Origin of the sequence: Rhizobium leucaenae USDA 9039, assembly GCF_000426285.1 — a bacterium.
In the GTDB taxonomy this organism is placed as follows: Bacteria; Pseudomonadota; Alphaproteobacteria; order Rhizobiales; family Rhizobiaceae; genus Rhizobium; species Rhizobium leucaenae.
On sequence record NZ_AUFB01000019.1, the window covers coordinates 1 to 25,491 of the forward strand.

Sequence of the window (25,491 nt, forward strand, 5' to 3'; positions counted from 1 at the left end):
CTCGACTTTAAGCCGGGTGTTTTCCAAGCGAAGGGCGGCGTTTTCCTCGCGCAGCTGGATGTTGTCGGCCTCAAGCTTCGCGAGCCGGGCTTCCGCCTGCTGCGACCGCTCCAACAGACCGGACACCAGACTGCGCAACGCATTCAGCGACAGCGTGCCGGCATGCTCGGGGGAGGGGAGCCGTTTCGTCATGGCAGAATCGAATCATGATTTGCCCCGGCAGGAGAATCCCCAGGCTATCAATCAATTCTCAAAACGCTGGGTTATGCACACTTCTATGCTCGCTCACCGAAACGCTGCCACCGATTTTGCCCCACGTACACGATTTACGGTCCTCGGGTATCGTTGGAGCTGGATCAGGATTGAGACCACCCGGGTTTGAAGTGGTCTCCAAGCTTCGATCTGAAGCGATTGAAGCTCCTGCGTCTAACTACGATAGTTGCTGCGCAACCAGGGCAGCCCAATAATCGATGCCGTAGGCGATCGCATTGTCGTTGAAGTCATAGACCGGATTATGCAGATCGGCACTGTCGCCGTTGCCGAGCCAGATGAGTGCGCCGGGCCGCTTTTCGAGCATATAGGAAAAGTCCTCCGAGCCCATAGTCATCGGCCAGTGGCCATCGACGCGCTCCGCGCCGACGACGCTGCTGGCAGCGGCAATCGCAACCGAGGTCTTCTCGGCATTGTTGACGGTCACCGGATATCCCGGGCGCCAATCGATTTCAGCATGTGCGTCATAGAGCTTCGCTGTCCCCGTCACCACATCGCGAAACCGCTGCTCGACGGCCCGGCGTGTCGCCGGCAGCATCGTGCGGACCGTGCCGCCGACTTCAACTGCCGGCGGAATGACGTTCAGCGCTTTCCGGTCGCCACCGCTGATGAAGGTGACGGAGATGACGACAGGGTCGAACGGATCAGTAAAGCGCGACACGATCGATTGGAGTGCGACGACCACATGCGACGCGACAACCACGGGGTCACGGGCAAGATGCGGCGAAGCCGCATGACCGCCTCGTCCGTTGATGGTGATGACGAAACGATCGCCGGCAGCCATCATCGGGCCGCTGCGGATAGCGAACGAGCCGAGGGCGAGCCCCGGCTGATTGTGCATGCCATAGACTTCATCGATACCGAAACGATCGAGCAACCCCTCCTCCAACATGACGCGCCCGCCACCGCCGCCCTCTTCTGCCGGCTGGAAGATCAGAACGATCTTGCCCGCGAAATTGCGCTCGGCGGCAAAACGCTTGGCAGCACCGAGGAGCATGGCGGTGTGGCCGTCATGTCCGCAGGCATGCATCATGTTCGGTATCTTCGACGCATAGGGCAGGTTCGTCAGTTCGGACATCGGCAACGCGTCCATATCGCAGCGAAGCGCGATCGTCTTGCCATTGCCTTTGTTGCCCGAAATCACCGCCACGACCCCGGACTTGGCAATCCCCGTCACCACCTCACCGCAACCGAACGCCCTCAGCTTTTCCGCCACCATTGCCGATGTGCGCGGCAGATCGAAGAGAAGCTCAGGGTATTGATGGATCTCGCGACGCCAGATTTTGGCCTCATCCGCGATGATGCGTGATGCTTCGGACGGGTTCATGAATTGTCTCCTTCAGAAGAGTCTTACACCAGCTCAAATCGCTGCCGTGCCGGCGGAGCTGATCTGCATCAGAAATAGCGATGCGTAGCAGACGAGTATAGTCACCTTAGCAGGTAGCCCAAGGAGCGACGACAATTTGGCTGAGACAAATCGACCATCACGGTCTCCCGTCGGAGGCCGTCAATCGGATATCGAACGAGAGCTGCAGATCTTATGCCTGGGTCTGCCGGATGAATTCCGAAACGAGAGCCACGATCTCGTCCGGCGCATCCTCCAGGCAATAGTGACCGACCCCGGCGAGACGATAGACCGGTGCCGCGGGGAAAAGCTCGGTGAACAGCGGCAGGAAATGTTTGGCGCGAAGCGTCCGGTCCGCCTCACCCCAAATGGCGAGAGCCGGCTTGCTGCGAACTGCGCGCTCTGCCGCAACGTCGGGCGTTTCAAATTTGTGCATCTGCATAGCAAAGCCTTTGGCCCAACCGATCGCGCCGAGGCAATCGGCGGGGCCCGCGAAAGGCGCAGCATAAGCAGCAAGCCACGTGTCGGTGATAAGAGCGCTATTCTCGAAACCATTGAGCTTGAGCGTACTCAATATATTGAAGCCGAGCTGCCCCAGCACCTGTTCGAGGCTGCCGTCCGCTTCTGCCTTCGCGATCCATCGGAACCACGGTGAAGCGCCGGCATTCGCCACTACCCGATCGATGAGATCGGCCTGGCCGAACGGGGTTGGCCCGTTGGTCGAAATCACGCGACGAATGCGGTCGGGATGGCGGGCGGCAAGCCCCATGCCGAGCGGGCCTCCGAAGTCGTGCATGACGAGGGTAATGTCATTGAGATTAAGCGTCAGGACGAAGCGCTCCAGATTGTCGATGTGATCCTGCAACCAATAGCTGCGGTCTTGCGGCGTGTCGCTTTTGCCAAAACCCATGTGGTCGGGAACGACCACTCGGCAAGTGCCGCTCAGCGCGGCGATCAGATGACGGAACAGATAGCCCCAGGTCGGCTCGCCGTGGAGGCAAAGCACGACCTCCGCGTCACGCGGCCCTTCGTCGACATAATGCATCCGGAAACCGGAAGCGGAGGTGAAATGCGGTGCGAACGGAAAGGTGCCGCCGAATGTGGCGTCGGAATGAATCATAATAATATCTCCCTTTAAAGCAAGGCCCGCTCGGCATGATAGTTTCAAATTAAAACCATGTGGTCATATCGCTTGAGGTTTTAAATTGCAACCCTTATAGGAGCGCGAGAAGCCCGCGCTCTGCCCGATCTTTGGGCCCAGCATGCGGGGCATCGGAGTGACGTCACGATGGTCAAGAGAATCAGCCACAAGAATTCGAGCTGTGGCGTTGCCAGACCGCTGGATGCGATCGGCGACGGGTGGACATTGCTCATCGTTCGCGATGCTTTTGACGGCTTGCGGCGGTTCGGAGAATTCCAGAAGAGCCTGGGGCTCGCGAAGAACATTCTCGCGGCCCGTCTGCGCAACCTCATCGCTCATGGCATCATGGACACTATTCCCGCGTCCGACGGCAGTCCCCATCAGGAATATGCTTTGACGGAGAAGGGGCGCGGGCTCTTTCCCTTGCTGGTGGCTCTCAGACAGTGGGGCGATGATTTTTTTTTCGAGCCGGGCGAAGCTCATGTTCTCCTGGTAGACAGGATGCGCGGCCTTCCGGTGCGAAAATTGGAGCTTCGCTCTGATGATGGGCGTGTGCTGGGACCAGGGGATACTGTTGTGCAGCCTGCTCCGGAGCAAACGGCTAAGAAGCGCAAATAGGGTTGCTCTGTGCATAAGCAACGGACGCGCTCTCGCATCGAAATCGCACGAAGGCGGTATAGGTTCGCGCTCCGGTTTATAAAATCGCGGCCTGGGCCGATTGTCGTTCCAGGCAAATGACAATCGGCGTATATTCACGCTTCGGCATGGAATCGTTGCACGACGAAAGAGATCAGCTATCGTGAGGTATGGATAATGCAATTTTCACCGGAAGCGGCCACCGGCTCGCCTGTCGAGAGCCTTGGTATATGGCCGACAAGGCGGAGTGAAATCCTCGATTGGCTGATGCATGATACCCGCAACGAACGCTTCATCGACAATATTCTCGTGGATTTATGCGTGAGACTGCGGGCCGCCGGCATCCCTGTCGGAAGGGCGACAATGCATTTCAGAACGCTTCATCCACAGTGGCTTGGTGCACGAATCCTCTGGCGAACGGGGTTGGAGGAGGCAAGCATCAGCACCTTCAGCTACGGCGTCGAGACGACGCCGCAATTCCTGGCAAGCCCGATCAACGAAATATTCAACGGAGCCGCCGAGGTCCGCCAGAATCTCGAAAAGCTGGATAAGGCCGAACGACCGGCCTATTCGGTCTATGAGGAAATGCATGCCGAAGGATTGACCGACTATATTGCCTGGCCGATCTATCACACGCTCGGCAAGCGCCATATCGTCACTTTTGCCGCCGACATACCGGGCGGTTTCACCCAAGAGCATGTCAGCTTCCTGAAGGACCTGCTGCCGGCTCTGACGCTGGTGAGCGAGATCAGGCTGAAAAACATCCTGGCCCGGACGCTTCTGCGCACCTATGTAGGGCCACACGCCAGCGAGCAGATCCTTGCCGGTGCAACGACGCGTGGCAGCGGCACCACCGTCGGCGCAGCCATACTCATCTGCGATCTGCGCGACTTCACGACGATTTCGGACATGTGGCCGCGCGACGACGTAATCGATCTTCTGAACGGCTATTTCGACGCGATGTCGGAGCCGATCGAGAAACATGGCGGTGAGATCCTCAAATTCATGGGTGATGGAATGCTGGCGATTTTTCCGCTGAGCAATCCCATGGCATGCGCCAACCTTCTCCAGGCGATCAGCGAGGCGGAGGCTGCAGTCGGCGCACTGAATGAAGAAAATGGCCGAAGGGGACGCGAGGTGCTGCGATACGGCGTCGGCGTGCATGTCGGCGATGTGATGTATGGCAATATCGGTTCGCGGACCCGCCTCGACTTCACCGTCATCGGTCCTGCCGTCAACGTCGCGTCCCGGCTGGAGACCCTCACCAAGGAAGTCAAACGCCCGGTATTGCTGTCCAAAGCCTTCGTTGACATGGCAGGCTGTGAGATCGAGATGGAAAGCCTCGGTGCCTTCCCCCTCAAAGGTCTTGGCGAACCGGTCGATGTCTTCGCTTTTGCAACGAATGGAAACAGCGTAGCACGCCACAAAACCCAGCCGTAATGCCGGCGGCCGCCGTGCACTCGATCCGATTGTTCCGCGTTCCGGTGTGATAACGCTGATCGCAAAACGTGAAGCGGCTGGGGCTTTCGTCTTTTGCGTGATCGCTTATATTATGAATGGGATAACTAGGTCAGCCGCCTCATTTTTGTGGGATCGTTCTGCGATGACGGACGTTAGTTGGAGCCGACTCAGCGGCTCGACGAGCGGGTGCCCCGCACCCTGAATACTCTGACAAGGAGAGAAAGATGAAAAAATTACTCGCCACGGCATTTTCAGCAGCATCATTGATTGTCATGGGTGCGGCGACGGCGCGCGCGGCCGACCTGCAGACTACTTATGTGGAGCCCGATGAGCGCAATGGGGTAAAGATCGGCTATCTCGATTGCGAGATCGGCGGCGGTGTCGGCTATGTACTCGGCTCGGCCAAAGAGGTCGATTGCGTTTTCCATTCGACCGTCGGAAATAAGCGTGTGGAGCATTATAGCGGCGCCATCCGGAAAATGGGCGTCGATCTCGGCTTCACGACCCGCAGCCGCCTAGTCTGGCTCGTCTTCGCTCCGACAGCCGGCTATCACCATGGTTCGTTGAGCGGCCTTTATCAGGGCGCCACGGCCGAAGCGACCGTCGGTGCCGGGGTTGGGGCCAATATTCTCGTCGGCGGCACCTCCGGCTCGATCCATCTCCAGACGCTCAGCGTGACCGGCCAACTCGGGCTCAATGTCGCCGCAACCGGCACCTCGGTGACGCTGACCTCGACGGAATAAACAATCTCCATTTCCGTCTTGCGCGTACCGGATTCGAAGAAGGTACGCACAGGGCGAGATTACGGATTCATGATGGTCGCGGATCTTTTCGAACCGCGGCCATCATCCTTTTGAGCCGGACAGCCGGATGCTTCAAGCGTTTGGCTTGCGCGCTTTCAGTCCTTCGATCCGATTGAGGCTTTCCACCACTTTCGTTTCCCACTTTCGCGCTTGCTGCCTGCGGGCGAATTCGAGGGCGCTGTACAAACAACGCTCTGCCTCGGGATCCGCGACATCCAGGCGCGACAATGCCTCGCCCTTCAGACGCAGCAACTCGGCCGTGAAATAGTTTTCGCCGGTGCTGGCAACCAGTTCCAGTGCCTGGTTCAGGGTTGCGAGACAGGCGTCGGGATCGCCCGATTGCAGATAGCAGTCACCGAGAAGACCGAGGTAACAGGATTTGTCGATCTCCTGCTCTCCGAGATTGTCGCAGGTATGCCGCATCTTTTCGAGGCCGGACGGATCATTGTTCATGCGGACCGCCAGCCAGCCGTCGAAAAACGAGGCCATGTTCTGCCACATGCGAAAGCCGTTTTCCTCTGCAAGGACGGATAATTCGTCGACCATGCTGCGCAGCGGCCCAGTATCGCCACGAAACGCGTGGAGAATGCAGCCGTTGCCGAGACAGGCCGCAAGCCTATAGGCGGAATGTCGGCGCGCATCGGTTTCGGATTCCCGGTACAATTCGATGGCCGGTTGATCCAGGCCGATCAATTGCAAAGTCCACGCGAGATACGACATCGCCATGCTCGGAAAATCGCTGCCGATCTCATCGGCGTGCCCGATGTGGCGAAGCGCCGCCTCGAGATATTCGCGGGCTTGCGTGAAGTGGCCCTGTGCGAAAAGGCTCATGCCTTTGAACTGCATTCCAAGGACGGCCGCTCTGAGACTGCCGCGATTTCTGCCGATATCGATGAGCTGGTCGCTGGCCCAGAGTGCGTCCGCAAAGCGGGCGGAGTTGAAGGCGGTTCCGAAGATTCCGTCGAGCGCGCGGATCGGTGCTTCCGAATCCTTCAGTTTTTCGCTGAGCCGCAAGACGTTGCGGTAGGCGGCGCTGCCTCCTGCGGTGACATAGCCGAATGTAGCGTAGAGCACGTCGCCGCGCTCCAGTTCGAGGCGAAGCTCCTTCCTGTCGCGCTCGGGCGATTCCGGCAATTTGGCCAGGCATTCCAAGCCATTCGCGAACATGTTCGCCGCCTCGACCTTCGCCCATGTCTTGCCGACGTTGAGCCCTGCCGCAAGCCAGCAATCGGCGGCCCGCTCGAACAGCTCTGCTTCGGCGAAATGTTGCGCCAAGATTTCCGGATGCTCCGCCGCAAGCTTCGGCTGGATCTGCTCGATTGCTTCGGCGACCTGGCCATGGAGTTCACGGCATCGTTCCCGCAGCAAGGTATTCCTTGCCGATTCCTGCAGAAGCGCGTGCGCAAAAGCATAGTTGTGGCCGCCGGCCGATGGCTGCGGGACGACCAGGCCCGATTCGACGAGCCTCCCGAGCGTGGTATCGAGGATGGGGGATGCGATACCGCAGAGATGCGCAACAAGTTTCGCATCAAATTCGCGTCCAACCACAGCGGCGATCTGGGCGACGGCCTTCGCCGGGCCGATCTTGTCAAGGCGCGAGAGCAGTGACGATTGCAGGGAGCTCGGGACGGAAAGCGCGGATTTCCGCCGATCCGACGGTTCCGCGTCGGTAGATGCCGTTTCCAACATCGCACGGGCAAGCTCCTCGACAAAGAGCGGAACGCCCTCCGCCTTGGCTAAAAGCGACAGGCTCGTCTCGTCGGACAGGTTATTGCCTTCGTCGACATAGCGAACGAGCATTGCAGCATCGTCGTGGTTCAGCCGTTCCAAGCCGATCTTCCACAAAGTCTCCGGTTCCGTACCGTTGCTAAGCGATCTCTCGCGGGAGGTAATCAAGATCAGCATCGGAAACGAGACGGCTTCTCCGACGAGCTTTGCAACGACCTCGCGCGAGGAAGGGTCGATCCAGTGGGCGTCTTCGATCGACAGAAGAACGGGGTTGATCCGAGAAATATGATGGAGCCAGTCGATCAGGATCCGGTGCGAAACGTCGCGCTGGCGTATCGCAGTCAAATCGGAGACCGGGGCGCGTAGCTGTTCAATGGATAGCAGCTCGGCGAAAATAGGCAACGAGCTGGTGATGGGAACCTCGCTGATTGCAAGGACGGCCTCCAGCTTCTCCAGCGATACATCAGGCGCGTCGTCGGGATCGATGCCTGCATACCGCTTGAGAAGGCTTAGGAACGGAAAAAGAGCGGTGTTCGAATAGGCTCTGGAACATTGAAGCGTCAGTACCGTGCATTGCGGGATTTGCCGCTGAACCTCGAAGACCAGGCGTGACTTGCCAATTCCCGGTTCACCGGAGATCAGAAGCGCTTGGCCGCGGTTTTCGGAAATCACATCGCGCCAGAGGCCAAGGACATGCGTCATTTCCTCGCGGCGGTCGACGAGCTCCGTCAACCGCGTTCTCTTAGCAAAACGGTTCTCCAGATCCGTCGCCTTTTCGGCGCGCCAGACCTGCAGCGGTGCTGAAAACCCTTTGAGCGACTGCAGCCCAAGGTCCGCAAATTCGAATGCGCCGGCTGTGATCTCGTAGGTCTTTTGATCCGTTAGGATCGCCTGCGGCTCCGCCAGAGTTTGCAGCCGTTGGGCCAGGTTCGGGATCGAACCGAGGGCAACGGTCGATACGCCTGCGGGCGCTCCGACAAAGTCTCCGACCACGACCAATCCGCTCGCTATGCCGATTCGGACGCGCAGGGGCGGTCCATGCGGCACCTCGATCTGCGGCACGATGCGTAGGATATCGAAAGCGAGCCGCAAGGCGCGTTCGCCGTCATCTTCTTCGGCAATCGGATATCCGAACAGGGCTTGAAAAGCGTCGCCGATATAGTTTGCAGCAATGCCGTTGTGGCTTTTTACCGCCCGCGTGCAGGCTGCGAGATATGTCTGGGTGAGCCGGGTGAAATCTTCCGGATCGAGCTGGGTGGCATATTCGGTCGAACCGACGAGATCACAGAACAATATCGTCAACTGCCGCCGTTCGACCGCCGGCTGGGGCAGCACGTCGTCGGGCTCGCTGTTCAAGAGTTTGATGCCCGCCAGGATCTTCCGGCGCGGACCGAGAGGAATCCGCATGTCCTGCAGATCCTCTTCGGAGAGAAGGCGGAGGCTGTCGAAATCTATTTGGTTCTTGGCGAATATGTCGACGAGGTGATCGAGCCGCAGTTCGCTCAGCCATTTCTGTACATCGTCCATTGGATCCCCCAGTGAAACGGTGCATGCCTTTGCCACTTATCTTTGGGCATCCCTCCCCGAGAAGCTTAACATTTTTGGCAATCATTGCATAAGCAATTCAAAATATAAAAGAACCGTTAGTCACACCGAATATCGGCATAAAGCAGATTGCTCTCCTCGGCATATTTGACGCCGCTTTGATCGAAACAGAATCTCTTGGGGAGAACACGCGCCAGATAGCGGCGATTGCATTGCGCGGCAAGATCCAGCCTGAACTCTCGCGGGCTTGCGGAAGGCATCGGTTCGGTAAATTTCGCATGTCCGAAATAGGCAATGTTGCGGATCAGCATTACCCCGCCGGATTTACCGATCTCGCCGTCTAGGGCGACGAAACCCGCGCCTTCGGCTTCGGCGATCGTCGGATAGTCGTCCTCCGCCGGCTGCTCGGCGGATAAAGGGATTGCCATCGACTTCAGCGCCACATCGAAGCGCACGTCATCTCTCTCCGGCACGCCACCCAGATTGTTCAGATAGTTCCAGTTCAATCGAAGCCTACGCTCGCCATCCTTCTCTGCCGGCGAAAGAGAAAGTTGTGTAGCGGCAAAATCCGAGGGCTTGGTGCCGTTGCCTTGCGATTCCAGGCCCGGCGCGGGACATTCCGTGTAAAGCGGCCGATAACCGCACTCGGCTCCTCCGGCGTCCCAGAGGCAATTGCTGAGTCTGTGCCAATCATCGGAACCGATCTCCGGCATCGACGTCGACAGGTCATTGCCGTCGACGGGGACCATCCAGGGGTGGATCTTTCCCTGCCCTGACTGGCGCGCCCACTCCGTCCTATGGCTATCGATCTGATGCAGTTTCATTTGTTCTGCCCGCAACTGCAGAAGCTGCGCCCAACGCGGCCGTGAAATCCACGGTTCCTGCGCAACGGCATCCGAGGCGAAGCGCTGACCGGTAATTTGCGTCGTCAGCGTGTGGCATGTGGTGCAGTTGCCGCCGGGATCGACGACCGATTTTGCGCGACGGATTGCTGCGGCGTGTGTGCTGGTGTAGCCCGAGCCGATGATGCGGAAGGGCGAATTATCGCTGCGCGACATTTTAGGCAGATAGTCACCCAGGCTGAACGCAGGGTCCCTCTCCTTGCCGGCGTCCGATGAAAATCCAACCCTTGCCATGCCGATATGCGGATCGACGACAGAAGCACGCTTGTTGTCGTGACAGGCCGAGCAGGCGATCTGAAATGTCGGATCATATAGAGCTTCGGCTGCAGCGCGGCCCTGTCGATCGGAATAGGAGTGCCCGCCGGGCGGCACGAAACTCTGCGTCCAGTCGAAGTCCTTCCGCTTCTTCGTGCCGTCGAAAAACACGATTTCTCCGGTTTCTCTGTTGAATCCGATGATGCCCAGGCGGGAGAATTTCGGGTTTGACCTCTGCCAATAGGCATCAGGCTCGATTTCGAGGCTTGATGTGGATTTGCGGCAGAAGGAGAGCCATTCGACATTGCCTTTGACGACACGGCTCATCCGCGAATTCATGCCGCAATAGGTGACGCTGCCGGCAAGCGAAGGTTTGTCGCATCGCCCTATGGTGTCGGTCCATTTGACGATGGCGCCGGCCGCGTCACGATGTTCGAATTCCAGCGGATTTCCAGGCTTCGCCGGATTGGGCTTCAGGTCCACGACATTCCCATCGATTTGCAGGGGAATAACTTGCGCGACAGCGTCGGTGCAATCGCCGTCGGGTATCGGCCCGAAAACGGCGCGCGCCTCGTCGCCGAACCGCGTAATCACATCGCTGGTTTGAGAGGCGGGTGCCCATAGGAAATCGCCGTTCCAGCGCTCGACCGCCTTGGCGAATTTGTGGTCATCGTCTTCCTGGCCATCATTGCTGATCAGTTGAAGAGTAGCTTCCGCAGCGGTGGGCGCGGCCGGTGCCAATTGTCGGCAGAGCTGAAAAATCTGCAGTTCGCGTAGGTAGAGCCGATGGTCCTCATCGTCAGGCAGCGCTTCTGCGACAGGTTCCTGCGGGGGGGTGGGGGAGATGCAGCCGGTCAATCGGTCGCAACGCTCATTCTCGCCACAGCCTGAAGTGCCGAGCCTAAGGATTGCGTGGGATGCCATTCGTGCGGCAAGGCGGTGAATGGTGGCCACCTCCGCCTGGTCTCCCGCCGGCCGGCCCGACCCGGGCGGCAAACTCGCCATGGACGCGATCAAGATCGATCTCAGACCAATATGCCGCAAAATCATCTCCTCGGCATGTGGGGAGCTCACCGCTACCGCGCTCTGAAACTGATCTTTGGTCCATCCGTGATGAGGATAATACTTGAGAACTTCCAGCCGCTGCCGTCTTTCTTGAAGACGGTATGAAGGGCTCCGGTATAATCGACGACCGGCGTTTCGATTCCACCGAACTGGATGGTAACAACGACGGTCGTTTTACCCTGCACCGTGTTCGCGTCGATCGCATTCAAAAGCGTATTGCTCTCGATGTGCCTGGTCATGCTTCGGTTTTTATCCAATTCGTTCGAAAGATCTTCGAGATACTGTTCAAGCTGCAGCTTGTTTGTCTTCAACACGACCTGTTTTTCGATCGAGTTGCAAAGTTCATAGGTGACATCATCGCGCAGCATCTCGTCGACGCCGACGAGCGAGCCATCGTCCAGGGCCCAATTGTACCGATGGATGAGATCCATGATGAGCTGCCGATCGTCCGGAGGCGGATTGGTGACCGACAGCAGATAGTCGGTGCCCTGGTAGGTGCAGTCCGGCATGCTGGCTGCCGGATCGGACGGGTCCGATTGAGCAATCGCCGGTGCCGCTGATATCATGACCACGGTCAGGCCAAGCGCTAGTTTCGTCCGCAAAGCGCGGGTTGCAAAGTCTCCCCTTACGACTGCCATCCCATCCTCCCCACCATGATGGATCCCGGCAAAACCCCCGCGGAGCCAAGCTGCTGCACGCTGCAAACCCCTTCTTTCACTCGCATTGCCGGCTAATGAAACAATCGCCGCTGCAATTTCAGGCCGCCATCTGTGCGGACCAGTTCGTGCGTCTTGCTTCGGCGTCTGCCATAAGGCTTGAAGCCCCTGGCGCCATAGTCGTTGTAGTCGACCTGCCCCGTGAGAAATAACTCGTCGACGAAAGCCTCGGTGGCAGTCGCCAGGCTTGCCGGCTCAACCGACTTTCCGTCCCTCCCCGCGCTGCGCGCCACGAAACCCTGCCGCGGTGAGATCATGTCGACATACAGATCCTCGGCAAGGCCGTAACGCAAAGCAGGAAGAACCATCGTAAACGATTCAGCAAATCGGCTATCATCCGCCATCTCATCAAATTCCGCTTGAAGAGCGTCCGGGGATGACTGAATGGTTACGGCCGTTTCCATCGACAAAATGGAATGGCTGACGAATGCGCCCAAAAATATTCCGAGATAGTTCTGATTTTTCTGAGCGCTTTGAAGGGCGATGGCGGTGGCAACCTCCGCAAAGTAACCTGACACTTGATTTGCCTTTGTCGCGGCGCCGGCCAAGATGTCTCTCATGTCCTCAGTGACGGCGAGCAGCTCGTTTGGCGTTGGCGCATTGGGATCGACGGCAGAGAGGGTCAGCATGTCGGCTAGCGCTTCGAACAGCGCGCCGGTAAATACCCTCGAAAAAGAATGCGGATTGGACGAGAGACTTGTCGTCAGAGCGCTGGAAGGAAGGCTGGACGGGTCGCAATAGCTGAAAAAGCTCGACGCATTGCGAAGACAGTTGGGATCGGCGTCTTTTGGATAAAGCGCATGCACGGCAGTCCCGAACTGCTCCCCGATCCGCGAAAGTCTGGAGTCACCGCAGAGGTTGCCATATGTCTCCACCAATATGGCCTGGCGTAATGACGGCAACTGCAGTGCACATAATATGGCGCTCATATCGCCGAAGGTTTCATGAAAGGACGCGACCTCTTGAAGGTGAGCTGTCCACAGACTTGGTCTGATCGCATCGAGGATGGCGTGCCCCAATTCGTGGCAGACCACATCAGGGCTCGCACAGGAATAGACTTTTCCGCAAGCCGAAGGTCCGTGATAAAAATTCAAGGCATTGCGGTCGTAGTCGGCTTCCAGATCTTCCCATCGATCAAGATGCACTTCGAGAGTTTCGCCCCTTTGCCACCATTTCGGTTGCGGGACTATCGGTGCCCAGAAATTGGCGCCACGTTTCAGCGCCTCTGCGGCGGTCCAATATCGGAATGCGGGGGAATTGATGTCATTGCTGACAGGCGGCACGGCCCCCGGAAACAAAAACTTCAAAGGCGGGAGCGTGACGTCCGGTTTCGGGGCGATGGTGAATACCCCGCTTGCTGGATCGTCCTCCCATATGGTGAGGTCCGTGATAACGGGTGGGTTGTTCAACGGCGCGACACTCATAATCTGCTCCTGTTCAATCTCGACTTCCGGCAGAGGTATGTTCAGGTCTGGATTGAGGATTCATATGCCATCGATCGCGGACAACGCGCGCCGCCTGAGCGGCCTTTTCGGCATGGGTATAAACACCCTTTAGGTGCTGCGAATTTTAAATGCTATCTAAGGTTATCTCAATCGGTCAAACGGGCTAGAATCCCTAATTACTTCGATTGAGACGCGTGCGGACGATCCCGGCGAGAGCGGGAGTATAATCGCCCGATCACAAGCACGGTTTGTTCCACAGAAACGCCTCGACAAAACAGAAATGCATTCACGACCTAACCGACCGAGGCTATAGCTGAGTTATCGCTGATAGGCAGATAGTGGACCCGAGCTCATGACAGATACCGTTTCCGACCGCTTCCTTCGCTACGTCGTTGTCGACACGCAATCGGATCCCAAGTCCTCAACACAGCCCTCCACGGAAAAGCAGAGGAATCTTGGCCGTATCCTGGTCGAGGAATTGTTGACGATCGGTATCTCGGATGCGCATCTCGATGACCACGGCTACGTCTACGCAACCATCCCCTCCAATGTCGATAAGCCGGTCCCGGTCATCTGCTTCTGTTCGCATATGGATACGGCTCCCGACTTCACCGGAACGAACGTCAAGCCACAGATCCTGCGAAATTATGGTGGCGGCGACATTCAGCTTCCAGGCGATCCGCAGCAGATCATTCGCGTCAGCGACAATCCGGTTCTGCACGACCAGATCGGCAACGACATCATCACGTCGGATGGTACGACGCTGCTCGGTGCGGACGACAAGGCGGGTCTCGCGGAGATTATGACGGCGGCCCAGTTCTTGGTCGACAATCCGAACATCGAACATGGAACGATCAAGCTCCTGTTCACGACGGATGAGGAAATCGGACGCGGGGTCGACAAGGTCGATCTGACGAAGCTCGGCGCCGAGTTCGCCTATACCGTCGATGGCGAAACGGCCGGCCATATCGAGGATGAAACTTTCTCTGCCGACGGCGTCGAAATCACCATTCAGGGCGTCGCGATCCATCCCGGTTTTGCCAAGGGCAAGATGGAGAACGCCATAAAAATCGCCGGCGACGTCATCAGCCGGCTGCCGAAGGATATGGCGCCGGAGACGACGGGCGGCAGGGATGGTTTCATTCACCCGACGGGCGTGACCGGTTCGATGGAAAAGGCGGCCCTGAGCTTTATCGTCCGCGACTTCAACGATGACGGTCTTGCCAGCAAAGAGGCCATGCTTGAGGCGATCGTGAAACAGGTGATGGCTGGCTATCCCGGCTCCGCCTATTCCTTCAAGGTCAAGCAGCAGTACCGCAACATGAAAGCCATTCTCGACCGCCATCCTGAAATTGTCGATAACGCGATCGAAGCCGTCCGGCGCGCCGGCATGACGCCTGTGCGTGGCAGCATCCGCGGCGGCACCGATGGTTCTCGCCTGTCGTTCATGGGCCTGCCCTGCGCCAACATCTTCGCCGGCGGCCATGCCTTTCACTCTCCGCTCGAATGGGTCAGCCGGCAGGACATGGAAAAGGCCGTCAAGACGCTTGTCGAGTTGGCAAAAATCTGGGCGGAGCGTGCTTGAACGCCCGGCGGACGCAATGATCTCGCCGTCATGCGTCGCCACTCACCCCATGACGGCGCATTTTCATTCGATACGAAGCCCCGCCTTTTTCAGAAGCGGGATGACCCGGTCGCAGAAATAGGGCAGTTCCTGCGTATAGTTGACGAAGGACAAGGCGATGCCGACATAGCCTTGGGCTGATATGCCGATCATCTCCTCGACGATCTTTTCCGGCGTGCCCATCAGCGGATAGCTGCCGGCGCCGCCGGCAAAGCGCTGGCGGTATCGGTCGTAGGCTTCCCGATCATGCGATTGCGAGAACTCTTTCTTCCCCGCCATATGCTGATCGACGGCGGCGTGATCGGCCATGGTAACGGCATAGCGGGTGTAATACTCCTCCGCCTCCTGCTGCGTCTGGCGACAGACCACATGGCAGACGGTGTAGACGCCGACGTCCCTGCCCTGTTTCTCTGCCCGTTCGCGTATATCGATTACGTGCTTTCCGGCATCGGCGATCTCGGTGAAGGTGGTGAAGAGATAATCGCAATTCGCCGCCGCAAAGTCGCGGCCGGGGCCACCAAAAGCGGCATTCATCGTCACCGGCCGCGGCATCTGCAGGCTCGCCGGACGGCTGACGGCTTCCTTCAGCGTATAGTAGGTGCCGGCGTAGTCGACCGGTTCGTCGGAGGCGTAGACCTTTTCGACGATCTCCAGCCATTCTGCCGCCTGATCGTAGCCCTTCTCGACCAAGGGAACGCCGAACATGCCGAATTCCTTCGGGTTCCAGCCGCAGACGATGTTGAGGCCGGCTCGTCCCTGGCTGATGTGATCGACAGTCGCCAGCGACTTGGCGGCATAAAGCGGATGCACCAGCGGTACATGCACGGTCATGAAGAGGCCGATCTTCTCGGTGGCAGCCGCCAGCGCCGCCGCCCAGGTGAAGGTCTCGAACGACCATTCGCGCACCCGGTTTTTGCCGCCGAAGCCGCGCCAGCGGGCAATCGGCAGAAAAAATTCCAACCCCGCACGGTCGGCGATTTGCGCGGCGGTCAGATTGTCCTGCCAGCCAGCCGTCCAGCGTTCCGGCACATCGGTGATCGCCAGGCCGCCGTCGGCGTTGGCGGAGAATACGCCGAGCTTCAGACGGTTTGAACCCTTCAGCGGATGCGTCTTGATCATCTTTCCCTCGGCGGCGGCGACTGTAAATTACCAAACGTCAGAAACAAGAAGCCCGGCGGGATGTCTCGCGCCGGGCTTTCAGTGCATCGTTACTTGATCGCGTTGAGATCAACGCCCTTCGTGTCGCGGATAAAGATAAGGCCAACGACAAGGCTCATCGCCGCAACGGCGATCGGATACCAAAGGCCGTAGTAGATATCGCCCTTGGCGGCACTCATCGCAAAGACCGTTGCCGGAAGCAGGCCGCCGAACCAGCCGTTGCCGATATGATAGGGCAAGGACATGCCGGTATAGCGGATGCGAGTCGGGAACATCTCGACCAATATCGCGGCAATGGGACCATAGACCATGGTCACATAGATGACGAGAATGGTGAGAATGGCGATGGTGAGCGGCCAGTTTACCGCATTGGGATCGGCGACCATCTTAAATGCACCGCCGTTCGCTATGGTGTAAACGGGCATTTCCGTCGCCCCCGCGGCTTGATCCGCCGTGAGCAGCTTTGCCTTCACGAGGTCGGCGACCGGAGTAACCGTCTTTTCCCCGGCGCGGATCGTCGCTGCATTGAGGCCGAGTTCCGGGTTTGCGGCAATGAAGCCATCCAATTTGACATCGGGCACTTTGGCCGGATCGCGCGCGAGCGGGAAGCCGGCCTTCTGCAGAGCAAGGTTCAGATCATGCGTGAACGCTGCGCTCTTTGCCGCAGCGTCAGCACCGGCGGTGACGGCATTGTATGAGGTGACGGTCGTATCACCGACGGTGACCGTCGCCGGCTGGCCGGCCGGGCCATCGACGATGGCATAGGGGACAGAACTCTTTGACAGAAACGAAGTCGCAATGTCACAGGAGTTGTTGAATTTCGCCGTGCCGACCGGGTTGAACTGGAAGGTGCAATCGCCGGGCGACGCGGTGACGGTGGCGCGGATCGTCTGCTCCGCCTGGGCGAGAGCCGGGTTTGCCGCGCGGGTCAATGCGTTGAACAGCGGGAAATAAGTCAGGATAGCCAAAGCAAGGCCGGCCATGATGATCGGCTTGCGGCCGATCTTGTCGGATAACCAACCGAACACGACGAAGAAGCCGCTGCCGATGACAAGCGCTATGGCGATCATGATATTGACCGATTGGCCATCGACCTTCAGCACGTTTTGCAGGAAGAACAGCGAATAGAACTGGCCCGCATACCAGACGACCGCCTGGCCAGCGGTAAGGCCGAGAAGCGCGAGCAAAGCGATCCTGGCGTTCTTCCATTGCCCGAAAGCCTCCGACAGCGGTGCTTTGGAGCCCTTGCCCTCTTGTTTCATCTTTTGGAATGCCGGCGATTCACTGAGAGATAGCCGAATCCAAACCGAAATGCCAAGAAGGACGCAGGACAGGATGAAGGGGATACGCCAGCCCCAATCGGCAAAGACGCTTTTGCCCAGCCAATTCTGCACCACCAGGATGACGATGAGCGACAGGAAGAGCCCGAGCGTTGCCGTCGTCTGAATCCAGGATGTGTAATAGCCACGCCGGTCGTTGGGCGCATGTTCGGCAACATAGGTCGCCGCGCCGCCATATTCTCCGCCAAGCGCCAGGCCCTGCAGCAGGCGCAACGCGATCAAAATGACCGGGGCGATGATGCCCCAACTGGCCGAACCCGGCAGGACGCCGACCAGGAAGGTCGACAGGCCCATGATCATGATCGTGACCAGAAACGTATATTTGCGGCCGACGAGATCACCGATCCGTCCGAAGACCAGCGCGCCGAACGGCCGGACAAGGAAGCCCGCCGCAAAAGCGAGCAGCGCGAAAATATTGCGAGTCGCCTCCGGATAATCACTGAAAAAGGCCGCACCGATGAATGTGGCCAAGGAACCATAGAGATAGAAATCATACCATTCGAAAACAGTTCCGAGCGAAGATGCAAAGATCACCTTCTTCTCTTCTCTGGTCATACCTCGACCAGAAGCTTCACCTACTGAGGTGGTTGCCATTTTTTGTTCCTCCCAGTTGCACCAAGGATATGGACAGCCACAGCCGTGCCATACCCTCCCATGTTGGCATTGCACTTGGTTTTCGGGCCTGTCGGCCCGGCAAACCTTGCGCCGGCAAATGTCCTCCAGATTTCCTCCCCAAGAGGTCATCCACCTGATGCACGAGAGAAGTGTTGACCAAAAATTGAAAAATGCAATGCCAACAACTTGCCCCCACTGTCTAAAACTGTGTGTAAGGCGGCGAGAGGGGCAAGGTAATCCTGCAAAGCGACAGCCTCGGATCGCCGAGATCGCCCGCAAATCCATTCCGTCAATTCCGGATTGGACGGCGTTAAAATCCGGATTGGACGAAACAAAAATCCGAATTGGACGGAATATTCCTTTGCCTGAAGAAGCTAGCCGGCAGCCCTTTTTATTTTCGTCCAGGACGAGGTTGATCCTGCCATTCGGCGAACGGCTCTATGCGGCCCCATCTCATGTCTATGGGGACCGTGATCGTTTCCGTCATATGTGTTGATGGCGCACTCGACTATGCCGGTTGAAGCCCGATGCGCCGCAATGGCGGAAAGGCGAGCGCGATGGCGACCGCGCCGAGGCCGACCATGGACGACCCGATAAAGAGCCAGGAATAATTTGCAAACGTATCGAAGATCCAACCGCCGGCCAGCGGGCCAAAAGCCATTCCAATGCTCGACAGCATCGTCGCCGCGCCGAAGACAGTGCCGATGACGCGCGGGCCGAAATACTCGCGTGCAAGCACCGCATAGAGCGGCATGACCCCGCCATAGGCGCTGCCGAAGATGACCGCGAGCGCATAGAATTCGCTGAGTTGGCTGACGAGGAGATAGGTTGCGAGCGCAGCCGCCTGTACCAGCAGACCGGCGACCAAGACCGGCTTGACGCCGACCCTGTCGGCAAGCGTGCCATATAAGAGGCGGCCGCCAAGCCCCGCCAACCCCTCGACGCTGTAGATGCTGACTGCCGCCATCGGCGCCACGCCGCAGATCGTCGCATAGCTGACCATATGGAAGATCGGCCCCGAATGCGCCGCGCAGCAGGCAAAGAAGGTTCCTCCGAGAACGAGAAATTGCGGCGATCGGAATATCTGTCCGAGCGGTACGTTCGGGCCTTCAGCCGCGGGATCGGCAGCCGGACCGCCTGCAGCAGAGGGAGCGCGTCGCACAAGCAGTGCCGCCGGCACCAGCAATATCCAGGCCAGAAAACCGATGAGCATCATGGCCGTCTGCCAATCATAGGCGGAGATTAGCCAGCGGGCGAATGGCGAAACGGTCATCGGGGCAACGCCCATGCCGGCCGAGACCAGCGAAACGGCAAGGCTGCGGTCTTCCTCAAACCATGCAGTGGTGGCAGCGATCATCGGCGCGAAAAACGCGCTGGCGGCGAGACCGACGAGAATGCCATAGGTCAATTGAAACTGGAGGAGCGATCCCGCGCGGCTCGCCAGCACAAGCGCAAGCCCCAACAAGACCGCGCCTATCAACACGACGATACGTGGGCCGAAGCGGTCGCTTGCCGCGCCCCACAAGAACCCGCCGAGACCCATGACCAGGAAATTGAGCGTCATCGCGCTCGCAATGCCCGCATGCGACCAATTGGTGGCCGTCGCGATCGGCACTTGAAAAATAGCCAGTGAAAACATCGCGCCAAGCGCAACGCAGGTCATCAGCGCGCCGGCGGCGACGATGACCCAACGATAGGAAACGCTCATATCCGCTTAACCCCTATTAGCGATTGATCTTCGTGCGGCATCGGCGGCCCTGCTCCGCAGTGCCATCCATTTCCTAAAGACGCTCGAGCTGGCGTGATTTCGACACGCCCCGTTCATTTATTCTTGAGCATGCACCTGGGGTGAGGCAGATCGATGTGCAAAGGCATCGCGGCCGACAACCTCGACGCCTTGCATGAACAGCCCTCGCGATGTTTCGGGTATCAGCATCGATGCGTTCGATTCGGCAAATATGATCATAAGCCCCGCGACCGTTGCCGTCATGTCGGTGCTGGAAATGATACGGACCGCGGTTTCGCTTGGCTAGCGGATCCACCTATGTCAAGTTCTCGCGCCGCCACTCTTCGACGCGCTCATCCATATCGATGCTGCCCCTTTCCGCCAGGATGTTCAGGGCGGTGTCGTGCTGCTCCTTGCTCACTTCCTGCACGGTCAGGAGGACGCCACCGCGCCGGAGCGCCTCCGCGTAGTTCTTGCGCTGCTCTTCGGTAAAGAAGAACCCGGTCAGGGCGTCGATGAAGCCGATGTGATCGATGGGTGGTACATTGGGCCGGTTTCCGGGCGTCATGGTGATGGCATCTTTCGGTATACCGGCTTCCATGAGTTCGTCGGACGCCTTTTCGGCGTCGGACTCATCGTCAAAAAATGCGCTGAGCGCGTGCGAACCGGGTTTTCCTGCGATTTCCATGGTGTTTCTCCATCGCTGTTCTGATGTCATAACGATGGTGGCAGTTCGCAGTTCCCCCGGCCCTTGCTATGCGCGGACGGCGGTAACGCCCAGCTCGAACAGGTCCTTGAATTGGCGCGGCTGACTGCGCAGATATTGGTTGGGCGCCCGCACCTGAGCTCCCAATTCCGCAGCCGCGTGCCATGGCCAGCGGGGATCGTAGAGAATGGCGCGCGCCAGCGCGATGATGTCGGCATCTCCGGTCGAGACGATCGCTTCGGCCTGCGTCGGCTCGGTTATCAGCCCGACGGCGACCACCGGCATGCGGACGGCGGCTTTGACGGCGCGGGCAAGCGGCACCTGATAGCTCGGTCCGATCGGAATCTGCTGCGCCGGGTGAAGGCCCCCGCTGGAGACATGAATCGCATCGCAGCCGCGGGCGTCGAGCACCTTGGCGAAAGCAACGATCTCATTGATGGTCAGGCCGCCTTCGACCCAATCCGTACCCGAGACCCGCATGGTGACCGCTCTATCGGCCGCAAAGGCGGCCCGCACCGCATCGAATACCTCCAGCGGAAACCGCATCCGGTTCTCCAGCGAGCCGCCATATTCGTCCTCTCGCTTGTTCGAAAGCGGCGAGAGGAACTGGTGCAGGAGATAGCCGTGGGCTCCGTGAAGCTGAATGAAGTCGAGCCCGAGTCGACCCGCGCGGGCGGCCGAGGCTGCGAAGGCGTCGCGAATCCGCCGCAGCCCATCACGATCCAATGCGGTCGGCGGAACCCGTCCCTCGGTAAAGGGGACTGCCGAGGGTGCCTCCGTCTGCCAGCCATGCGGTTCGCCGGGCGCGATCTGCGCCCCTCCGAGCCAGGGCACTTCGGTCGACGCCTTGCGGCCGGCATGGCTTAGTTGAATGCCGATCGGCATGTCCGACCAGCGCCGGATGCCCTCAAGCGTCCTGCGCATTGCCGCTTCCGTTTCATCGTTCCACAGCCCGACATCCGCCCAACTGATGCGGCCTTCCGGAAGAACCGCCGTGGCTTCAATGGTCAGCAAGGCTGCCCCGGAGAGGGCAAGCTGGCCGAGATGAATGAGGTGCCAATCGTTCATGCATCCATCCTCTGCCGAATATTGGCACATGGGTGCAATGACGATGCGGTTGGCTAGGTCGAGATTGCGGACACGGAGCGGCGTGAAAAGGGCAGATTGGGCCATGATGGTATCCTCTGTACGGTGCGGCGCGTGTGCACATGGTTGCGCGGACGATCGGCTCTTCTTAACACCTCGGGCGGTTCCGGCGAAATTACCGAATTGACCGGCCTTTTCGTTTTCGCCGAATACCTATGATCGGGCAACCGGCAGCAGGGTTCGCTTCTCAATTCGGCCTGCGACCGAGAAGACCAGTAGATCGGTGTTTTGACCGATCTTTTCGCCGCTCAACAATCTTACGATGTCGTCGACGCCGCCAACCGGTGTGCCGTCGATCGCCAGAATGTAGTCGCCGTCGCGTAAGCCTGCACGCTCGGCAGGACCGCCGGGTTCGACGCGTCTGACGCGCACCGAGGTTGCCTGGCCTGTGCCGGCCTCAAGGGCAATCCTCCGCGGCAGTTCGATCGTATCGCCGGCAATGCCGATGAAGGCGCGCCTGACCTGGCCGTAGCGCAGTATTTCCGAAACCACGAAGTTCGCCGTATTGGAAGCCACCGCAAATGCGATGCTCTGCGCACCCTGGATGACGGCCGTATTGACTCCGATGACCTCGCCGCCCGACGATACCAGCGGTCCTCCGGAATTGCCCGGATTGAGCGCGGCGTCGGTCTGAATGACGTCGTCCATCAGACGCCCGCTCGCAGACCGCATCGAGCGACCAAGCGCCGATACGATGCCGGCGGTCACCGTCCACTCGAAGCCGAGCGGATTTCCGATGGCAATCGCGATATGGCCCCTGCGCAGACGCTTGGAGTCCCCGAGGCGCGCCCAGGCTCCGACGCCGGAATTCGCTCGGATGAGGGCGATATCGGTGTCGACGTCGCGTCCAAGGACGCGTCCTTCGGTGACGGAACCGTCAGGTGCGGTGATGCGGACGATCTTGGCGTCGTCGACGACATGGTTGTTGGTGACGATCAGCCCATCCGGCGAGACGGCAAAGCCGGACCCATGTCCGCCCCTGCCGCCAACCCGCTCGATCCGGCTGACCGCCGGTCCGACCATGTCCACCGCACCTGCTATGGATTGAGAATATGCATCTATCAGTGCCCCGTCGTCTGCGGGCACAATGTTCTTATCTATAAAACCCATCGTTTGATCCTCAAACAGCGGCGCCCATCGTCGCTGCCGCCGGCGAACCGATCACAGAGATGCCCTGGTTCGCCATGGCGCTGTCTTTAGAATTAGATGGATGGGCATCCGCTTGCGTTCAAGTCGGGATGCAAGACATCGGTCGCGCACGAGTTAATCGTCGCCATATTTTTTAAGGGCGAAATCGTTTTGAATAGGCCATCCATCCGTCAATGCCAGCAAGCGAGAAGCTTGATATGCAATCACACGCCGGTGGCAGTGGCCATGCCGGCGTGCGATGGTGATCTTATATCGACGCAGCGATTGCTGGGCGGATATGCTCAGACGACGTTGATCACGACATCGATATTGCCGCGGGTGGCCTTGGAATAGGGGCAAGTCTGATGCGCAGCCTCCACAAGCGCCTGAGCGACATCGCGCTCCAAGCCCGGCAGGCTGACGTTGAGGCGGGCCTGCAGGAAATAGGCGCCGTCGACAAGGCAAAGATCCACCTCGGCATCGATAGCGGCATCAGCCGGAACGGCGACCTTCATCTTGCGGGCGGCAAGGCCGATCGCACCTTCGAAACAGGCCGACCAGCCCGCCGCGAACAGTTGTTCCGGATTGGTGCCGGCGCCGGAGGTGCCGGGGGAGGAAAGCTTGATGTCCAGGCGGCCATCGGAGCTGCGCGACGCGCCGTCGCGGCCGCCGGTGGTGTGGGTCTTGCCGGTGTAGAGGACTTTATCGGTCTGGGTCATGATGTTGGTTCCTTCGAAGCGGTTGATGGCGCCCTGGTGAGGGGCAATGACTGCTCACCAGCCATTGCCCGCATAAAGCGGTGTCGACGTATCCGGCATATGTCCTGATTGAGCGGAAGTGTAACGGAGTGTGGGGTGGCGGCGGCTTTGTACATTGCCGTACAAAGAGGTTGGCAGACGGTTGCTAGGTCGCCGGGCGGCCGCCGGTATAACCAGACGCCACGCTGCATCGTCCTGCTCTTCACCCAAAGGTGAAAACGTAGGCTTCGACACCGGGATCGAGGAAGCGGACCGTGAAAGTCCGCTCGCTGACATCGCCGGCTTGGCGCACGAGCTGATAGAGGCGTGTTTCGGTGATCGTGCCGTTCCCTTCGGCGTCGGTGTCGGCGCCATGGCTTGCGCCGGGCCGCTTACCATCGACCGTGACCTGAAACCGCACCGGCTTGCCGCCGGCGCTGGGGCCGAGAACGAGGTGCAGGTCACGGGCGCTGAAGCGATAGGTGATGCCACCGCCGGCCTTGTTTAGCGTCGCTTGTTCGGGACCGACGGTCCAGTTGCCGGAGAGGCCCCATTCGTTGAGACCGAGTTCGCCGACCGTGTAGTCCTGGGCGGCATTCCCGTTCAGACCTTCCGGCGACACAAAGTTCGAGGCTTCCTTGTAGCCGATATAGGTCTCGCCGGATCTGATATTGCCGAGATCGGGGGCTGCTTCGGACCCACGCGCATTCGGCGTGACCATGCTGTTTTCGGGCATCTCACTGCCGGCGTCCGCCAGCAGCTCCTGGATAACTTTTTCCGAGGTGTCGTACTCCCCTTCCCCGAAAACATGGTGCCTGATCTGCCCCTTGGCATCGACGAAATAGAGTGCCGGCCAATAGCTGTTCTGGAACGCCTGCCAGATCCTGTAGTTGTTGTCGATGGCGACGGGATAGCCGATGTCGAAGTCCTTGAGGGCTCCCCTCACGTTATCGATGTTCTTCTCGAAAGCGAATTCCGGTGCGTGCACGCCGATGACGACGAGCCCCTGATCCCGGTATTTTTCCGCCCAGGCCTTGATGTAGGGGATGGTGCGGATGCAGTTGATGCAGGAATAGGTCCAGAAATCCACCAGCACGACCTTGCCGCGAAGCTGCTCGGCGGTCAGCGGCGGCGAGTTCAGCCATTGGGCGGCGCCATCCAGCGAGGGAATCCGGCCCTCGATGGGAAGCTTGCTTTTGAAGTGGGGCTTTGCGGCGGTCATCATCGGTGTGTTGCTCGCCACCATTGTGGCTGCAGCCTCTGGACGATGGGCGTTGAGACTATCGAGAATGGCCTGCTCGAACGTCGAGGTGCTGGCATAGGACAAGTGCGCGAGAACCCCCGTGTCGAAGCCAAGCGCAATCGCGGCGACACCGGCGAGCACCGCCGCGCCGAGCGCCTGACGCAGTCTTTCGCCGGAGCCGAGCGAGCTTTTCATGGCCGCGAAGACTCGACCGCCGATCAGGAGTGCCGCGGCGAGCGATGTTGCCGCACCCGCCGCATAGGCCAGAAGCAGCAAAGTCGTATGGGGATTCGCTCCCTGAAGTGCGGCGCCAGTCAGGATCAGGCCGAGGATAGGGCCGGCGCAGGGCGCCCATAGCAGCCCGGTTGCTATGCCGAGAACCAAAGAACTCCCAACTGTCGAGCGTTCACCGGGCGAATTCATCAACCTGTTTCCCAAGGCCACGATCGGTCGGGTCAGGACTGTAGCAATCTGCGGAGAGACGAGGGTCACACCGAAGACGGCAAGCAACGCTATGGCGGCGTAGCGGCCGTATTCGTTTGCATGAACGGCCCATCCGCCGCCGATGGCCGCAAGCGTCGCGACTGCGGCAAAGGTCATCGCCATGCCGGCGAGCATCGGCAAGCCGCTTTTGACGAAGGGCTGTCCGGCACGGGCAAAGACGAAGGGAAGAACAGGAAGAATACACGGGCTGAGGATTGTCAGCACGCCCCCGAGATAGGCAATGACAAGAAGCGTCATCTTCGTTTCCTTTGA

At 59.2% G+C, this 25,491-nt stretch carries 18 protein-coding genes and 1 pseudogene; 4 read left to right on the forward strand and 15 right to left on the reverse strand.

All coding sequences use genetic code 11. The annotated features are described in order from the left end of the window. The 3 genes and pseudogenes from K290_RS34830 to K290_RS0123840 all read right to left on the reverse strand — a co-directional run. A pseudogene (locus tag K290_RS34830) lies at window positions 1–192 on the reverse strand (IS66 family transposase); the annotation flags it as partial. Window positions 193–430: 238 nt separating this feature from the next. After that, on the reverse strand, window positions 431–1,597 hold the full coding sequence (locus tag K290_RS0123835) for a M20 aminoacylase family protein (RefSeq protein WP_028754183.1): 1,167 nt from the start codon (window positions 1,595–1,597) through the stop codon (window positions 431–433). Between the two features lie 211 nt (window positions 1,598–1,808). Continuing rightward, window positions 1,809–2,735, reverse strand: a complete 927-nt coding sequence (locus tag K290_RS0123840; protein WP_028754184.1) for an alpha/beta fold hydrolase — start codon at window positions 2,733–2,735, stop codon at window positions 1,809–1,811. 168 nt (window positions 2,736–2,903) lie between these two features. On the opposite strand from K290_RS0123840, the gene K290_RS0123845 reads away from it, so the two are divergent. The 3 genes from K290_RS0123845 to K290_RS0123855 all read left to right on the forward strand — a co-directional run bounded on the left by K290_RS0123845 (window position 2,904) and on the right by K290_RS0123855 (window position 5,596). Further along, window positions 2,904–3,374 carry a winged helix-turn-helix transcriptional regulator gene (locus tag K290_RS0123845; RefSeq protein ID WP_028754185.1) on the forward strand — a complete coding sequence of 157 codons (471 nt, stop codon included), beginning with the start codon at window positions 2,904–2,906 and terminating at the stop codon, window positions 3,372–3,374. A gap of 195 nt (window positions 3,375–3,569) precedes the next feature. Beyond that, complete coding sequence (locus K290_RS0123850; RefSeq protein ID WP_028754186.1) at window positions 3,570–4,832, forward strand: adenylate/guanylate cyclase domain-containing protein; 1,263 nt, start codon at window positions 3,570–3,572, stop codon at window positions 4,830–4,832. A 245-nt stretch (window positions 4,833–5,077) separates the two neighbouring features. Continuing rightward, complete coding sequence (locus K290_RS0123855) at window positions 5,078–5,596, forward strand: DUF992 domain-containing protein (protein ID WP_028754187.1); 519 nt, start codon at window positions 5,078–5,080, stop codon at window positions 5,594–5,596. A 132-nt stretch (window positions 5,597–5,728) separates the two neighbouring features. Here the strand turns inward: K290_RS0123855 and K290_RS0123860 are convergent, their stop codons facing one another. The 4 genes from K290_RS0123860 to K290_RS0123875 form a co-directional block, all read right to left on the reverse strand. Then, window positions 5,729–8,911 carry an ATP-binding protein gene (locus K290_RS0123860; RefSeq protein WP_028754188.1) on the reverse strand — a complete coding sequence of 1,061 codons (3,183 nt, stop codon included), beginning with the start codon at window positions 8,909–8,911 and terminating at the stop codon, window positions 5,729–5,731. Between the two features lie 116 nt (window positions 8,912–9,027). Next, a complete protein-coding gene (locus K290_RS34835; protein ID WP_154668656.1) occupies window positions 9,028–11,040 on the reverse strand; it encodes a hypothetical protein in 2,013 nt (670 codons plus the stop codon). Window positions 11,041–11,162: 122 nt separating this feature from the next. Next, window positions 11,163–11,789 carry a nuclear transport factor 2 family protein gene (locus tag K290_RS0123870; RefSeq protein WP_028754189.1) on the reverse strand — a complete coding sequence of 209 codons (627 nt, stop codon included), beginning with the start codon at window positions 11,787–11,789 and terminating at the stop codon, window positions 11,163–11,165. 92 nt (window positions 11,790–11,881) lie between these two features. Continuing rightward, window positions 11,882–13,291 carry a gluzincin family metallopeptidase gene (locus K290_RS0123875; protein WP_051264192.1) on the reverse strand — a complete coding sequence of 470 codons (1,410 nt, stop codon included), beginning with the start codon at window positions 13,289–13,291 and terminating at the stop codon, window positions 11,882–11,884. Between the two features lie 373 nt (window positions 13,292–13,664). On the opposite strand from K290_RS0123875, the gene pepT reads away from it, so the two are divergent. After that, complete coding sequence (gene pepT / locus K290_RS0123880; protein ID WP_028754191.1) at window positions 13,665–14,897, forward strand: peptidase T; 1,233 nt, start codon at window positions 13,665–13,667, stop codon at window positions 14,895–14,897. A 63-nt stretch (window positions 14,898–14,960) separates the two neighbouring features. On the opposite strand, the gene K290_RS0123885 is transcribed toward pepT, so the two are convergent. From K290_RS0123885 to K290_RS0123925, 8 genes are all read right to left on the reverse strand, one after another. Next, window positions 14,961–16,055 carry an LLM class flavin-dependent oxidoreductase gene (locus K290_RS0123885; protein ID WP_028754192.1) on the reverse strand — a complete coding sequence of 365 codons (1,095 nt, stop codon included), beginning with the start codon at window positions 16,053–16,055 and terminating at the stop codon, window positions 14,961–14,963. Window positions 16,056–16,144: 89 nt separating this feature from the next. Next, a complete protein-coding gene (locus K290_RS0123890; protein WP_028754193.1) occupies window positions 16,145–18,028 on the reverse strand; it encodes an MFS transporter in 1,884 nt (627 codons plus the stop codon). A 529-nt stretch (window positions 18,029–18,557) separates the two neighbouring features. Beyond that, window positions 18,558–19,757: an MFS transporter gene (locus K290_RS0123895; RefSeq protein ID WP_028754194.1), complete on the reverse strand. Its 1,200-nt coding sequence runs from the start codon at window positions 19,755–19,757 to the stop codon at window positions 18,558–18,560. 334 nt (window positions 19,758–20,091) lie between these two features. After that, window positions 20,092–20,463: a hypothetical protein gene (locus K290_RS34840; protein WP_051264193.1), complete on the reverse strand. Its 372-nt coding sequence runs from the start codon at window positions 20,461–20,463 to the stop codon at window positions 20,092–20,094. 66 nt (window positions 20,464–20,529) lie between these two features. Then, entirely contained in the window at window positions 20,530–21,654 is a 1,125-nt protein-coding gene (locus K290_RS0123910) for an NADH:flavin oxidoreductase/NADH oxidase (RefSeq protein ID WP_028754195.1), read from the reverse strand. 126 nt (window positions 21,655–21,780) lie between these two features. Beyond that, the gene (locus tag K290_RS0123915) at window positions 21,781–22,737 is read right to left on the reverse strand and encodes a S1C family serine protease (protein ID WP_028754196.1); all 957 of its coding nucleotides are present in this window, start codon (window positions 22,735–22,737) and stop codon (window positions 21,781–21,783) included. A 320-nt stretch (window positions 22,738–23,057) separates the two neighbouring features. After that, on the reverse strand, window positions 23,058–23,474 hold the full coding sequence (locus K290_RS0123920) for an organic hydroperoxide resistance protein (protein ID WP_028754197.1): 417 nt from the start codon (window positions 23,472–23,474) through the stop codon (window positions 23,058–23,060). Window positions 23,475–23,715: 241 nt separating this feature from the next. After that, entirely contained in the window at window positions 23,716–25,476 is a 1,761-nt protein-coding gene (locus K290_RS0123925; RefSeq protein WP_028754198.1) for a cytochrome c biogenesis protein DipZ, read from the reverse strand. Window positions 25,477–25,491 lie beyond the last annotated feature (15 nt).

What these genes read in the sequence shown, in the direction of transcription:
- K290_RS0123860 (WP_028754188.1), bottom strand. Translation starts at nt 8,911, where the DNA reads ATGGACGATGTACAGAAATGGCTGAGCGAACTGCGGCTCGATCACCTC.
- K290_RS34840 (WP_051264193.1), bottom strand. Translation starts at nt 20,463, where the DNA reads ATGGAAATCGCAGGAAAACCCGGTTCGCACGCGCTCAGCGCATTTTTT.
- K290_RS0123895 (WP_028754194.1), bottom strand. Translation starts at nt 19,757, where the DNA reads ATGAGCGTTTCCTATCGTTGGGTCATCGTCGCCGCCGGCGCGCTGATG.
- K290_RS0123855 (WP_028754187.1), top strand. Translation starts at nt 5,078, where the DNA reads ATGAAAAAATTACTCGCCACGGCATTTTCAGCAGCATCATTGATTGTC.
- K290_RS0123835 (WP_028754183.1), bottom strand. Translation starts at nt 1,597, where the DNA reads ATGAACCCGTCCGAAGCATCACGCATCATCGCGGATGAGGCCAAAATC.
- pepT (WP_028754191.1), top strand. Translation starts at nt 13,665, where the DNA reads ATGACAGATACCGTTTCCGACCGCTTCCTTCGCTACGTCGTTGTCGAC.
- K290_RS0123845 (WP_028754185.1), top strand. Translation starts at nt 2,904, where the DNA reads ATGGTCAAGAGAATCAGCCACAAGAATTCGAGCTGTGGCGTTGCCAGA.
- K290_RS0123925 (WP_028754198.1), bottom strand. Translation starts at nt 25,476, where the DNA reads ATGACGCTTCTTGTCATTGCCTATCTCGGGGGCGTGCTGACAATCCTC.
- K290_RS0123875 (WP_051264192.1), bottom strand. Translation starts at nt 13,291, where the DNA reads ATGAGTGTCGCGCCGTTGAACAACCCACCCGTTATCACGGACCTCACC.
- K290_RS0123870 (WP_028754189.1), bottom strand. Translation starts at nt 11,789, where the DNA reads ATGGCAGTCGTAAGGGGAGACTTTGCAACCCGCGCTTTGCGGACGAAA.
- K290_RS0123885 (WP_028754192.1), bottom strand. Translation starts at nt 16,055, where the DNA reads ATGATCAAGACGCATCCGCTGAAGGGTTCAAACCGTCTGAAGCTCGGC.
- K290_RS0123910 (WP_028754195.1), bottom strand. Translation starts at nt 21,654, where the DNA reads ATGGCCCAATCTGCCCTTTTCACGCCGCTCCGTGTCCGCAATCTCGAC.
- K290_RS0123850 (WP_028754186.1), top strand. Translation starts at nt 3,570, where the DNA reads ATGCAATTTTCACCGGAAGCGGCCACCGGCTCGCCTGTCGAGAGCCTT.
- K290_RS0123890 (WP_028754193.1), bottom strand. Translation starts at nt 18,028, where the DNA reads ATGGCAACCACCTCAGTAGGTGAAGCTTCTGGTCGAGGTATGACCAGA.
- K290_RS0123915 (WP_028754196.1), bottom strand. Translation starts at nt 22,737, where the DNA reads ATGGGTTTTATAGATAAGAACATTGTGCCCGCAGACGACGGGGCACTG.
- K290_RS0123840 (WP_028754184.1), bottom strand. Translation starts at nt 2,735, where the DNA reads ATGATTCATTCCGACGCCACATTCGGCGGCACCTTTCCGTTCGCACCG.
- K290_RS0123920 (WP_028754197.1), bottom strand. Translation starts at nt 23,474, where the DNA reads ATGACCCAGACCGATAAAGTCCTCTACACCGGCAAGACCCACACCACC.